At 26.3% G+C, this 12,813-nt stretch carries 14 protein-coding genes; 11 read left to right on the forward strand and 3 right to left on the reverse strand.

Annotated features, from left to right (window positions below; genetic code table 11):
* Positions 1–146 precede the first annotated feature (146 nt).
* Positions 147–2,333 carry a methyl-accepting chemotaxis protein gene (locus ABLL_RS04905; RefSeq protein WP_014473675.1) on the reverse strand — a complete coding sequence of 729 codons (2,187 nt, stop codon included), beginning with the start codon at positions 2,331–2,333 and terminating at the stop codon, positions 147–149.
* A 95-nt stretch (positions 2,334–2,428) separates the two neighbouring features.
* On the opposite strand from ABLL_RS04905, the gene ruvA reads away from it, so the two are divergent.
* From ruvA to ABLL_RS04930, 5 genes are read left to right on the forward strand one after another with little or no spacing between them, the layout of a single operon-like run.
* On the forward strand, positions 2,429–2,992 hold the full coding sequence (gene ruvA, locus ABLL_RS04910; RefSeq protein WP_014473676.1) for a Holliday junction branch migration protein RuvA: 564 nt from the start codon (positions 2,429–2,431) through the stop codon (positions 2,990–2,992).
* Between the two features lie 28 nt (positions 2,993–3,020).
* Entirely contained in the window at positions 3,021–4,061 is a 1,041-nt protein-coding gene (locus ABLL_RS04915; RefSeq protein WP_014473677.1) for a D-alanine--D-alanine ligase, read from the forward strand.
* Between the two features lie 3 nt (positions 4,062–4,064).
* Positions 4,065–4,784 (forward strand): alpha/beta fold hydrolase, encoded by a 720-nt coding sequence (locus ABLL_RS04920; protein ID WP_014473678.1) that lies wholly within the window; start codon positions 4,065–4,067, stop codon positions 4,782–4,784.
* On the forward strand, positions 4,771–6,207 hold the full coding sequence (locus ABLL_RS04925) for a UDP-N-acetylmuramoyl-tripeptide--D-alanyl-D-alanine ligase (protein WP_014473679.1): 1,437 nt from the start codon (positions 4,771–4,773) through the stop codon (positions 6,205–6,207). The genes ABLL_RS04920 and ABLL_RS04925 overlap by 14 nt, the downstream gene beginning before the upstream one ends.
* An 18-nt stretch (positions 6,208–6,225) precedes the next feature.
* The gene (locus ABLL_RS04930; RefSeq protein WP_014473680.1) at positions 6,226–6,714 is read left to right on the forward strand and encodes an HIT domain-containing protein; all 489 of its coding nucleotides are present in this window, start codon (positions 6,226–6,228) and stop codon (positions 6,712–6,714) included.
* Between the two features lie 28 nt (positions 6,715–6,742).
* On the opposite strand, the gene ABLL_RS04935 is transcribed toward ABLL_RS04930, so the two are convergent.
* The gene (locus ABLL_RS04935; protein WP_014473681.1) at positions 6,743–7,087 is read right to left on the reverse strand and encodes a helix-turn-helix domain-containing protein; all 345 of its coding nucleotides are present in this window, start codon (positions 7,085–7,087) and stop codon (positions 6,743–6,745) included.
* A gap of 174 nt (positions 7,088–7,261) precedes the next feature.
* Between ABLL_RS04935 and ABLL_RS04940 the strand changes: the two genes are divergently transcribed.
* Together ABLL_RS04940 and ABLL_RS04945 are read left to right on the forward strand one after the other, a co-directional pair.
* Entirely contained in the window at positions 7,262–8,020 is a 759-nt protein-coding gene (locus ABLL_RS04940; RefSeq protein WP_014473682.1) for a nitroreductase family protein, read from the forward strand.
* Between the two features lie 169 nt (positions 8,021–8,189).
* Entirely contained in the window at positions 8,190–9,407 is a 1,218-nt protein-coding gene (locus ABLL_RS04945) for a hypothetical protein (RefSeq protein ID WP_014473683.1), read from the forward strand.
* A 23-nt stretch (positions 9,408–9,430) separates the two neighbouring features.
* Here ABLL_RS04945 and ABLL_RS04950 read toward each other — a convergent pair whose 3' ends face one another.
* A complete protein-coding gene (locus ABLL_RS04950; RefSeq protein ID WP_014473684.1) occupies positions 9,431–10,681 on the reverse strand; it encodes an FAD-binding oxidoreductase in 1,251 nt (416 codons plus the stop codon).
* A 329-nt stretch (positions 10,682–11,010) separates the two neighbouring features.
* Here ABLL_RS04950 and rpsJ point away from each other — a divergent pair, with 329 nt between their 5' ends.
* The 4 genes from rpsJ to ABLL_RS04970 are packed head-to-tail and all read left to right on the forward strand — an operon-like array spanning position 11,011 to position 12,810.
* A complete protein-coding gene (gene rpsJ / locus ABLL_RS04955) occupies positions 11,011–11,325 on the forward strand; it encodes a 30S ribosomal protein S10 (protein WP_014473685.1) in 315 nt (104 codons plus the stop codon).
* Between the two features lie 18 nt (positions 11,326–11,343).
* Positions 11,344–11,919, forward strand: a complete 576-nt coding sequence (gene rplC / locus ABLL_RS04960; protein ID WP_014473686.1) for a 50S ribosomal protein L3 — start codon at positions 11,344–11,346, stop codon at positions 11,917–11,919.
* The gene (gene rplD / locus ABLL_RS04965) at positions 11,916–12,527 is read left to right on the forward strand and encodes a 50S ribosomal protein L4 (RefSeq protein ID WP_014473687.1); all 612 of its coding nucleotides are present in this window, start codon (positions 11,916–11,918) and stop codon (positions 12,525–12,527) included. Before rplC ends, rplD begins: the two co-directional genes overlap by 4 nt.
* Position 12,528: 1 nt before the next feature.
* Positions 12,529–12,810, forward strand: coding sequence for a 50S ribosomal protein L23 (locus tag ABLL_RS04970; protein ID WP_014473688.1), 282 nt, complete (start codon positions 12,529–12,531; stop codon positions 12,808–12,810).
* The last annotated feature ends 3 nt before the right edge of the window (positions 12,811–12,813 follow it).

Raw genomic sequence — 12,813 nt, forward strand, 5'->3', positions numbered from 1 at the left:
AATAAGTGAACATAATGTAGAAATTATAGTAATCAAAATTAAATCAAGCAATTGTAAGTTTTTTTTGTAAGATGAAATATTATTTTTTAACTGTTAATTAAGTGTTAAGTTAGGAATATAGGTAAAATAAAAGAAGTTAACTTCTTTTATTTTTTACAAGCTTCTCTTTTTACATTATTTAAATTACCAAAGATTCGCAATGCATCCATTTCAACATCTTTAGCTTTTTTATTTAGTTCTTCATTTTTTTCTTTATTTGAGTTTGCATCTACAAGTTCTTGAAGATTTTTATGGAATTTTATATTTAATTCTTCTATATTTTTCATTATTTCCATATCAATTCTTTTTCCTGAATTTACATGCTTTTCACACCAATCTTTTAAGCTTTGATTTTCTTCTATTTTAAAGGCTTTATAATCACCTAACTTCCCATAAACACTATCTTTTGTATTTAGTAAATCTACTTTTAGTAAAGCTGTATCATAAACTAGATCTACATCACAAACTTTATCTAATGAATCTTTTAAGAAATTAGCTCTTGCAGCAGCTGTAACAAGAGAATTTGACATTAATGCTATATTTGATGCCATTGTCGATATTTGATCTGCAACTTGTGCATTTTTTTGTGTTGCTTGATCTAACATATTTATTGCATCATTTATTTGAACAATTCCTCTTTCTTGCTCTTTTGAAGCGTTTGCTACTTTATCAATAGTTACAATTGTATTTGAAATATTTTCATTTAATTCTTTATAACCATTTATCATATTATCAGAAATTTCTTTCCCTTCTTTTGCTTTTTTACTTGCAAGTTCTACTATATTTTTTATTTCACGAGCGGCTTCTGCACTTCTATTTGCAAGATTTCGTACTTCTTGTGCAACAACTGCAAATCCTTTTCCTGCTTCGCCAGCAGTTGCTGCTTCAACTGCTGCATTAAGTGAAAGAATATTTGTTTGGAATGCAATTTGATCAATTACTTCTATTGCTTCATTTATTGAACTTACTTCTACATTTATGTCATCCATTGATTTTGCTGTTAAATTAGCTAATTCTTGACCATTTTTTGCAGAATGTGTAACATTTTGTGCAAGTTTTGACATATCTGTTGTTGCTTGAGTATTTGCTTGAATTGTTGCTGTTATTTCTTCTAACGCTGCAGCTGTTTCTTCCAAAGATGCTGCTTGTTGATTTGAAGATGTTGATAAATTATTTGATGCACCAGATAATATTTTTGTATTTTCATTTAATGAATTTCCTGTATTCATAACCATTGCTAAAATTTCTGAAGTATTATTCCCTACAAGTTTAATCCCAGAAGTTAGTGAACCTAAATTACCATAAATTCCATCATCATTTATTACAAAATCATATTTTGATTCAGAATAATATCTCAAAGCTTCATTTATTTTACCAACTGTTTCATTTGTTTTTAAAATCATTGAATTTAATTTATTTTTTAAATCTTCAACATGAGGGTTAGAAGCTTTCCCATTAACTTTATAAACGAAGAATCCATTTGCCGTTTTTTCTAATACATCACTCGCTTCTTCAATTACTTTTTCATCTTGTTTTAAGCCAGCTCGCACTTTATCCATGTAAGCATTAAATAAATTAGCAACTTCACCTATTTCATCTTTTGATTCTACATTTAAAGTAATGTTTGTATCGTTTGAATTTAATAAATTTTCAAATCCATCTTTTAATTTTCCTATTGGATTTGTCGCTTTTTTTACTATAAAAAATATCAATGCTATTGTTATAATTGCAAGAAGAATAGAAATAAATGCTATCCCAGTAACTAAACTTTTAATTTTTTTATCTGCCTCATCTAAAGAAAAAGTTAAATCCATTACTCCTATTACATCACCTTCATTTTGATTTGCATGACACATTAAACATTCACTTGTTGCAATCATTGGTTTTACCATTCTTAATGTATGTCCATTTTTGTCATCCGTTTGTAATAATAAAGGTTTTTTTGATTCAAAAGTACTAAGTATTGTTTCATCTGTTGTATAAGCTTCATTTGAAGGATAAAGTTCCATTAAAGATTTACTTTTAGCAACAGTTAAATTTCGTACACCTTTTATTTGTCTTGCATCTTCTTCAGCTTTTGCAATTTGAACAGGATCTCCTGTATTCATAGCATTTCTTAGACTTTGAAACATTGCTGCATTTAGCATTTCCAAGTTTTCTTTCGTTTTTACTATAGAATCTTCTGTTACTTTTGAGGTAGTAACAAATATAATTGTTAAGCTACTTAAAGACATTAATATAAATAATGCTACGATAATTTTATTACTTATCTTTTTTGTTATTATTTCTAACATCTCTCTTGCCTTTTTGTTTAAGTGTAATTATTATATAATGAAATTTATTTATTAAATATTAAATGGAAAATTTTATTAAACAAAGAGTAAAAATAATGATTGTAGGGCTTGTAGGAAAAATAACAAAGAAAGAACCGACGTTATTAAACATTAATGTAAATGGAATTATTTATGAAGTATTTGTATCAATTAATTGTAGTTCAAAAATTATTTCAGATGATGTGAAATTAGAAATAACTCACATAATAAGAGAAGATTCTCAGTCTTTATATGGTTTTTTAGATTCAAATGAAAAAAAACTTTTTGATACAGTTATTAAAATAAATGGAGTTGGTCCAAAAGTTGCACTTGCAATTTGCTCCACTTTCACACCAACATCATTTGCTCAAATCGTAAATGAAAATGATGTCTCAATGTTGAAAAGAGTTCCTGGAATTGGACCTAAAGGTGCTAGTCGAATTTTAGTAGAATTATCTGGATTTATTGTAGATTCTAATGACAGTGATGACAGTTCTAGTTTATCTTCATCATTTGAAGCGGCTCTTGCTTTAGAATCTCTAGGATTTAAAAAAGATATTGTAACTAAAATTTTAAAAACTTGTGTTAGCTCAAATACGAGTGATTTAGTAAAAGAAGCATTAAAAAAATTACAAAAATAAAAAAATATATTTATAAAAAAGGAATATAATGAAAGTAGCTATAGTTTTTGGTGGTGTTAGTTTCGAACATGAAATTTCAATTGTAAGTGCAATTGCAATGAAAGATGTTTTAAAAGAAGAATTAATTTATCTTTTTTTAGATCCTTCAAGAAATATGTATCATATCCCCACTAATATTATAAAATCAAAGCTATTTAGTTCAGGTGATTATAAAAAATTTGAAAAAGTTTATTTTCAAAAAGGTGGATTTTATAAAAAAGGTGGATTTCTTTCAAAAGATAAAGAAGTTGATTTTGATGTCGTTTTAAACCTTTCTCACGGTGGAGATGGTGAAGATGGTATTTTATCATCAGTTTTAGATTTTTATGATATTCCTTTTATCGCTCCAAGAACAGAAGCTTGTGTTATAAGTTCAAATAAATTTTTAACAAAAGGTTATGCTTCAAGTGTAGAAGTAAATACTTTAGATTACAAATATTATACAAAAGGTGAAATTGTTTGTGTAGATTCTTTTCCTGTAATATTAAAGCCAGTTAAATTAGGAAGTTCAATAGGTGTTTCTATTGTTAAATCGCAAGAAGAGTTAGAATACGCACTTGATGTGGCTTATGAATTTGATAATGCAGTTATAATTGAACCATTTATTAGTGGTGTAAAAGAATATAACTTAGCTGGAACAAAAGTAAATGGGGAATTTAGATTTTCAATTATTGAAGAACCACAAAAAGCTGAGTTTTTAGATTTTGATAAGAAATATTTAGATTTTTCAAGAACTTCAAAAGCAAAAGAGGTTAATTTAGGTGAAAAATTAAATACACAGATAAAAGAATCATTTAAAAGACTTTATAATACATTATTTGAAGGTTCAATTATCAGATGTGATTTTTTTGTTGTAGATGATAAAGTATATTTAAATGAAATAAATTCTATACCTGGATCTATGGCAAATTATTTATTTGAAGATTTTGCAAATTTATTTGAAGAAGTTGCAAATAATTTACCTCAGAAAAAGCACATTCCAATAACTTATGAATATGTAAATAAAATACACGCAAGTAAGGGAAAATAAACTTTGGCAACAAAAAGTTTAACTATTAATAACAAATTTTTTGAAATTTCATATGAAATTGTAAATCCAACTGCAACTAAAGATATGGTTTTTTTACACGGTTGGGGTTCAAATAAAGATATTATGAAAAATGTATTTTCTCCTTATTTGAAAAATTTTAGACATATTTATATAGATTTTCCAGGTTTTGGAAAAAGTAAAAATGAATATGTTTTAAATACAAATGATTATGCAAATATTACAAATGAGTTTTTAAAACTTTTAAACTCATCAAAAGATGTGATAGTTGGTCATTCTTATGGTGGGAAAATTGCTACATTACTTAATCCAAAGAATCTTGTACTTTTAAGTAGTGCAGGGATTTTAGAAGAAAAACCATTTGATGTGAAAATTAAAATATTTTTTGCAAAAGTGTTAAATTTTTTAGGATTAAAAAATTTAACAAAAAGATTTCGAAGCAAAGATGTAAATACAATGAGTGAAAATATGTATGCCACATTTAAAAATGTTGTAAACGAAGATTTATCATCAAGTTTTTCAAATTTTTCAAATAATGCTTTGATTTTTTGGGGTGAAAAAGATAGTGCTACTTCATTGGAATCAGGTAAAAAAATAGCAAATTTAATAAAAAAATCAACATTTATATCATATGATGGTGATCACTTCTTCTTTGCTAAAAATGCAAAAGATATTACAACGAGAATCGAAAATGGAATATGTTAATATAATTACACACATAATATTGATTATGGCATTAGGTTGGTATTTAATTACTAATTTGCAATGGTATAACTATAAGTTAGAAAGAGTTGTTTTTAAACATCATAAATGGCAATGGCACATAACATATTTTTTATCACCAATAGTTTTATTTTATATTATTCCTGAGCCTTATTTTGCAATTTACTTTTTTATTGTTTACATGACAAGTTTTGTTTTGTGGAATAAAAAACTAGATAGACCAGTAGTTTTAACAGCTCGTGTAAAAAGATTTTTAGCTATTTTACTTTTTTCAACTTTTGCAATAACAGCACTTTGTTTATCAAATGAAAATTGTACAAATATGTTTATTTTTACTCCACTAATTTTGACTTATGCAATTTCAACTATTATGGAAAAAATATTCTTTATTTCATTTAAACACAAAGGGAAACAAAGACTTCAAAGTATAGCGGGTTTACGAACAATAGCTATAACAGCTTCATTTGGAAAAACATCAATTAAAAATTATTTATACCATATTTTAAAAAATAAATTTAAGGTTTACAAAACTCCAAGAAGCGTAAATACAATAGCTGGAATAGTTCTTGATGTAAATAGAGATGTTCCACTTGATACACAAATATATATAGCAGAAGCAGGAGCTAGAGTAAAAGGTGATATTGAAGAAATTACAATGTTTTTAGAACCTCAAATCTGTGTTATTGGAAGTGTTGGAGAACAGCATATTGAGTATTTTAAAACCTTGGATAATATAATACATACAAAAATGGAACTTTTAAAATCTCCAAAAATGAAAAGAGGATTTGTTCATGAATCTGTTCCAATAAAAGATTACCCAACTATTACAAAATTCCCAAATAATTTGCATATTACAAAAAGTAATTTAGATGGAATATGGTTTGATGTTGAAGTTGCTGGAAATATTGAACATTTTCATGCTCCAATTTTAGGAAGTTTTAATGCAATAAATTTAACAGCAGTGATTTTGGTATCTCATTATTTAGGAATGACAATTCCAGAAATTAAAGTTGCACTTACAACTTTACCTCAAGTTGAGCATAGACTTCAAAAGATTGAAGCAAATGGAAAAGTAATAATAGATGATTCATTTAATGGAAATTTAGAAGGAATGCTTGAAGCCATAAATATTTGTTCAAATCATAAAGGAAGAAAAGTAATAATAACTCCAGGACTTGTAGAATCTACAGATGAAGCAAATATTCTTTTGGCAAAAGCAATAAATGATACTTTTGATTTTGTTATTTTAACAGGAAGTTTAAATACACATTTATTTATAGCAAATATTGATAAAGAAAAAGTTCATATTTTAAAAGATAAAGCTCAAATGGAAGTAACATTAGCTAAAACTACAAGAGTTGGTGATTTGATTTTATTTGCAAATGATGCACCAAATTTTATATAGATAAAAATAGGAAATTATATGGAACATTTATATGCACCTTGGCGATATGATTATGTAAGTGAAGAAAAAATTGAAGGTTGTGTTTTTTGTCATATAGGAAAAAATTTAGAAGATGAAAAATTACAAGTTTTATTTAGTGATGAATATTGTTACGTTGTAATGAATAAATTTCCATATAGTCCAGGGCATATGATGGTTATTCCTTTTTTTCATACTGATAAAATAGAAGAATTAGATGAAAATACTTGGCAAGCTATGAGTAAAAGAGTAAGACAAGGTGTTAAACTTTTAAAAGAAATTATGCCATGTGAAGGTGTAAATATTGGGATGAATTTAGGAAAAGCAGCAGGTGCTGGAATCGAACAACATGTTCATTATCATATGTTACCAAGATGGCTTGGTGATACAAATTTTATAAGTACGATTGGTGGAACGAGAGTTTATCCTGCTTCTTTTGATGAAATATTTAAAAAACTAAAAGATAACGTTTCTAAATATTTTGTATAAATCTTTAGATAAGAGTTATAGTAATATTCTAAGAATAAAATAAATTATTATCTTTAGATAGATTATTTCTTGCCCATTCTTCTAATTGCTTTAGTACATATTCAAGGGTTTCTCCTTTTGGACTAATTTCATATTCAACACTAGGTGGAATGGTAGGATAAACAGTTCTAATAATTAGGTTGTTTTTTTCAAGAACTCTAAGGTGTTCTGATAAGACTTTTTTACTAATGTTTGGAACAATTTTTTGAATTTCAGAGAATCTTAATTTTTTCTCAATTAAGTGCCATAAAATAATTGAACGCCACTTACCTCCTAAAACATCCATTGCTGCTTCAAGAGAACATTCATACTCTTTTTTATTAAATATATACATTTCAATCCTAAATTCTAAAATTTATTTTTTTATTAAAAACTTATAAATTGCTATAGGAAACTTAGAAGTAACCAAAGAACTATAAAGTGCCTTATTTACAAGCTTCTTGTTATATGTTAAAGTTTTACAATTATAACAAAATATATAAAATTATAAATAAATAGGAGTTTATAGATGAATGCAACATTAAAGCAGTTGTTAAATAGAAAATCAGTTCGAAATTTCACAGGAGAAAATGTAAAAAATGAAGATTTAAAATTTATTTTTGAAGCTGCTCAAAGATGCCCCAATTCAATAAATGGACAACAAGTTTCATTAGTTTATACCAGAGATAAAAATAAAATTAAACAAATTTCAAAACTTTGTAGTAACCAAAAACAAGTTGAAATAGCCGATGTATTTGTTACTATTGTTATTGATTTTAATAGAACATCTTATGCTATTGAATCTTTAGGGAAAAAACAAGTAATTGAGAAATCTGCAGAAGGAATTATAGTTGGAACTCTTGATGCTGGTATTATGTTAAGTTCTTTACAAACAGCAGCTGAATCTTTAGGATATGGAACTACTGCTATAGGAGACGTAAGATGTGCTCCTTATGAATTTATTGAAATTTTAAAACTACCTTCAAAAACTTATCCAATCGTTGGAACTACAATTGGTGTAGTAAAACAAAATGTAATTGCTTCTCCTCTAAAACCAAGAGTACCTATAGATTCATTTGTATTTGAAGATTTTTATGATGATATAAAAATTAAAGAAGGTGTTGAACAATATGAATATGATTTAAAGAATTTTAGAGTAAATAATGAAATGGATTATATGACATCGTATAAAGGAACAGTTTGTTCTTTTTATGAAAAATATTATATGCCTGAAGTAAAAAAATCTTTTGAAAAACAAGGTTTTAGATTTGAAGATAAAGAAATATAATTTGTAAAATGTATTTAATAACTCCAAAAGAGCAATATAAAACTTTTAAAAGAAAATTATTTTGAAAAGGTTCACATTTCGATAAAAAAAGAACTTGAATGACCATTTAATAGAGTTTTACTTTTAGAATAAAAAGAGATAAAATAAGAAAAACAATTAAGGAACTATTTTGAAAAATCAAATTAAAAATTTCTTTTCAAACAATTTTGTTTATAAAGGAAAAGAAAAACTCTCTAAGCTCACTATTTTGTCTTTAATTATTTTAAATATTTTAGTTTTATTTATTCTTGATAAAGGAATAGACTTTCAAACAAGAGTTTTAAATAATCCAATGACAAAATTCCCATACGATTGTAGAGATATTTTTACTTACAATTTAAATGTAGATGACTTTAACAACTATATTTACAATGCTCAAAATTATAATTCAAAGTATCAAAATATTAAAGATTTGGAATTAGATAGTAGATGTAGCTTAATATTTGAAAAAATAAGTTTAATTAAAAATAATATAGATATTAAAAGTTTAAAAAAGAAAAATGAAGAGTTATCAAATAAATCTTATGAATTAAATAATCAAATATCATATCTAAAAGATAACTACAATACTATTTTATTTGAAAAAATGAGTGAACAAGAGATCAATAAATCAATCATAAAAGGTGAAGTCTCAGCAGAAAATATAAAAGAAAAATATGAATTACTAACAAAAGAGTTAGAATCAATTGATAAAGAAAAAGAAAAATTATCAAATGAATTTAAAGAAGAAAATTTAGTAAAAGATTTGATAAGTTATTTAGCTTTAAATAAAGATACAATTTTAATTGATATTGAAAAAGCACAAAAGTTTTATTCTATAAAATATGAATTAGTAATATTATTATTTTTAATTCCTTTAGTAGCTATTTTCTTTTATTTAATGAAAAGATATCTTCATAAAGATAAATATATTTTGTATATTATTTTTAAAAATATTTTAATAGTAACTTTAATACCAACTTTTATCTCATTTTTTAGTTTGATAAATATTTTTATTCCTAAAATATTTCTTGAAAAAGTATTGATGTTTTTTTATAGTTTAGAAATACCTTTTATAGTTTATTATTTAGCTATTGCAATTGCTGTTTTGATATTTATTTTTATAATAATAAAAATACAAAAAAAATTTAAAGAAGATAATGAAAAATTAAAAAATAACAATATATCAATAATAGATGCCTATAATAAGAATATTTGTATAAAATGTGGAAATAGGGTAGATTTTACTATTATGAATTACTGTCCTTGTTGTCAAAATCAACTAAAAATAGAGTGCAAAAGTTGTCATACAAATACTATAAAAGGTTTGGATTATTGCTCTAATTGCGGTTCAAATATAGAAGAATAAATGTAGGAAATAACCTACATTTATTAATATTTTCCTTGATAAAAACCAGAAAATAAAAGAATATCATCACTATTTTTATTCTCTAAATCATTTACAATCAAATCTTTTAATATAGAAGCTAGTGCTGGACCAAAAGTCATTCCTAGCCAACCTAATCCCATACCATAAATCAAGTTTTTATATTTTTCATCTCTTCCAATAAGTGGCATATCATTAGGTGTTAAAGGTCTAAATCCAGTCCACTCAATAATATCTTCCATGATAAAAGGAACAGTATATTTTTTGAAATTTTCTTTTATACTCTCAATTTGTTTTTTTACTATTTGATGATTTGTTGAACCAATCTCTAATTTTGATGTAATTCTTACATCATCACGTCTTGGTGTCATAACAATAAATAAATCAGAAAATAGTGTAGAGGTAACTGGTTGCAATTCTTTAGGCATTTTAAAAGTGATACTATATCCTTTTGCAGGCGTCATCATAAGATTTTGATTTACTTTATCTGCTAAATGTGTCTGATGACCTATTGACATTATATATGTATCTGCTTCATAAGTATTTAGAGCTGAACTAATAGATTCAATTTTTGAATCAGAATATTTGATATGTGAAATTCTTTCATTTAAAATAAATTCAGCACCGTTTTCTTTTAAATATCTTTTTAATTCTAACATTGTTCTTTTTGGGTCAAAGTGAGTATTTCTTTTAAAATGAATAGCACCTTTCGCATCATTTGTAATACAAGGTATAAATTCTTTTATTTTGTTTTTTTCAATAATTTCAAAAACATCATCATTTTTTATTGCATAATCAAGTAATTTTTTATCATAACTTTTTTGTTCCGTAAAAACAGATAACATACCCTTTCTATGAAAATCTAAATCTAAACCATCAATATTTTGCATCTTTTCATAAGCATCATTTGATATATGCCCATATTTTTCAAATAAAGCTAAAGTTCGTTTTAATCTATCTTTATTAGCACTGTTTACAAATTTCCATAACCATTTATATATTTTTGTATCTAAAGTAGGATGTATATTTACAGGTGATTCACCTTTTATCATAAGTTTTAATGTATTAAAAACAATCCCTGGATTTGCAAGTGGTCCTTTATCAAATGCAGATAATAAACCAGCATTTCCAAAAGAGGTTGAATCTGTTATATCACTTTCATCTATAATTGTAACTTTTCTACCTGCTTTAAGAAGTTCGTATGCAGTTGTTAAACCCATAATCCCTGCACCAATTATTATAATATCTCGTTTCATTTATCAACTCCTTATTGAAGAAAAACTAAAAAATAATATACAATATTTATTCCTAAAAACAATAGTATTTGAGTTTAAAAAAAATAGTATTCTATATTTGTTAATAAAAGTAAAAGAAAAATTAGTAGAAAAACAATTTCTTAAAGAAAACTTACTATAGTACGATTAATAGTAATATTATCCTTTTTAAAAGGAAATAAAATTAGTAAAATTATTTATAAAGCCCCGTAATACTTGACATTTAACTACAATTAAGTTATAATCCGCGTCCACTAAATGTGGTTAGGGTGTTTTTTTACACATCTAACGAGTTCTTTAAAGGAAAATTAATGGAAAAAATCAGATTAAAGCTTAAAGCTTATGATCATAGAGTTTTAGACAGAAGTGTTGCTTCAATTGTTGAAGCTGTTAAAAGAACTGGTGCTGATTTGAGAGGTCCAATCCCTCTTCCTACAAAAATCAGAAGATATACAGTTATTAAAGGTCCTCACGTAAATAAGGATTCAAGAGAGCAATTTGAAATCAGAGTTCATTCAAGAATTATTGATATTATTGCTGCAACTCCTGATACTGTAGATTCGCTAATGAAACTTGACTTAGCTCCTGAAGTTGATGTTGAAGTTAGATCTATGGGTCAAGAATAAAAGAAAGGGTAATACAAGATGGAATTTATAGTTCAAAAAATCGGTATGAGTAGAACAGTTTCTGTTCCTAGTACAGCTGTTACACTTTTAAAAGTTCTTGATACTAAAGTATGTGAAGTATCTGAAGGTGTAGCACTAGTTTCTTATAGCAATGGTAAAAAATTTAACAAAGCTATTGAAGGTCAACAAAAAAAGTTCAACTTATCTAAAGAGTTTAACAGATTTGCAACAATTACTGTAGCAAATGGTGAAGCTGGTGATTTAGATGTTTCTGGATTAGGTGAAGCTAAATTAGTAAAATCAACTTTTAAAACTAAAGGTAGAGGTTTCTCTGGTGCAGTTAAAAGATGGAATTTTGCTGGTGGTAGAGCATCTCATGGTCACAGAATGGGTAAAAGAGTTGGTTCAATCGGTAACTGCGAATGGCCAGGTAGAGTTCAGCCAGGTAAAAAAATGCCAGGGCAATACGGAAATACAAATGTATCTGTAAAAAATGAAGTTATTTCATTTGATGCTGAGACAGGAATTTTAGTTCTTAAAGGTTCAGTATCTGGTGCAAATGGTTCATTAGGAAAAGTAAAGGTTGCTAAATGAGCAAAGCTATAGTATTAAACGAAAAATTTGAAAATAATGGTGAAGTAGTTTTACCAGCAAGTTATGAAGAGATTAACTCTCACAACTTATATTTATATGTAAAATCATATTTAGCAGCATTAAGATCAAATACAGCAAGAGCTAAAACAAGAGCAGAAGTAAGCGGTGGTGGTAAAAAACCTAAAGCTCAAAAAGGTTCTGGTGCAGCTAGATGGGGTTCAAAAAGATCTCCTTTATTCGTTGGTGGGGGACAAGCATTTGGACCTACTAAAAGAAACTATAACCAAAAAGTTAATAAAAAACAAAAAGCTTTAGCATTAAAATATGCTATTAATGCACAAGCTAACAATGGTTCGTTATTTGTTGTTGATTCTTTAAAAATTGAGTCAGGTAAAACAAAAGAGGCAGTTGCAGTTTTAAATAAACTAAATAAAAGAGATACATTAATAGTATGCGATGTTATTGATGAAAAAACATATTTAGCATTTAGAAATATTAAAAACTGTTATATGGTTGAAAAGCAAGAAGTTAACGCTTATATAATTGCTACATACCATTCAGTATTAATTGAAAAATCAGTGCTTGATGCATTAACAAAAGAGGCTTAAGATGGCAGATATTACAGATATTAAAGCAATATTATATACAGAAAAAACAATTGAGCTTCAAGAAAATGGTGTAATCGTTGTTCAAACTAGTCCAAGAATGACTAAAAGCGGTTTAAAAGAAGTATTTAAAGAATATTTTGGTGTTACTCCATCAAAAGTTAATTCTTTAAGACAAGATGGTAAAGTAAAAAGATTTAAAGGAAAATTAGGTAAAAGACCTGATTTCAAAAAATTCTATGTAACATTACCAGAGGGCGCAGCTATTGCGAACCTATCAGCTTAAGGA

The sequence above is a fragment of the Arcobacter sp. L genome (genome assembly GCF_000284235.1).
Taxonomy (GTDB): Bacteria; Campylobacterota; Campylobacteria; order Campylobacterales; family Arcobacteraceae; genus Aliarcobacter; species Aliarcobacter defluvii.

Coding starts and splice junctions, on each gene's coding strand:
- ABLL_RS04905 (WP_014473675.1), bottom strand. CDS start 2,333: ATGTTAGAAATAATAACAAAAAAGATAAGTAATAAAATTATCGTAGCA.
- ruvA (WP_014473676.1), top strand. CDS start 2,429: ATGATTGTAGGGCTTGTAGGAAAAATAACAAAGAAAGAACCGACGTTA.
- ABLL_RS04915 (WP_014473677.1), top strand. CDS start 3,021: ATGAAAGTAGCTATAGTTTTTGGTGGTGTTAGTTTCGAACATGAAATT.
- ABLL_RS04925 (WP_014473679.1), top strand. CDS start 4,771: ATGGAATATGTTAATATAATTACACACATAATATTGATTATGGCATTA.
- ABLL_RS04930 (WP_014473680.1), top strand. CDS start 6,226: ATGGAACATTTATATGCACCTTGGCGATATGATTATGTAAGTGAAGAA.
- ABLL_RS04935 (WP_014473681.1), bottom strand. CDS start 7,087: ATGTATATATTTAATAAAAAAGAGTATGAATGTTCTCTTGAAGCAGCA.
- ABLL_RS04940 (WP_014473682.1), top strand. CDS start 7,262: ATGAATGCAACATTAAAGCAGTTGTTAAATAGAAAATCAGTTCGAAAT.
- ABLL_RS04950 (WP_014473684.1), bottom strand. CDS start 10,681: ATGAAACGAGATATTATAATAATTGGTGCAGGGATTATGGGTTTAACA.
- rpsJ (WP_014473685.1), top strand. CDS start 11,011: ATGGAAAAAATCAGATTAAAGCTTAAAGCTTATGATCATAGAGTTTTA.
- rplC (WP_014473686.1), top strand. CDS start 11,344: ATGGAATTTATAGTTCAAAAAATCGGTATGAGTAGAACAGTTTCTGTT.
- rplD (WP_014473687.1), top strand. CDS start 11,916: ATGAGCAAAGCTATAGTATTAAACGAAAAATTTGAAAATAATGGTGAA.
- ABLL_RS04970 (WP_014473688.1), top strand. CDS start 12,529: ATGGCAGATATTACAGATATTAAAGCAATATTATATACAGAAAAAACA.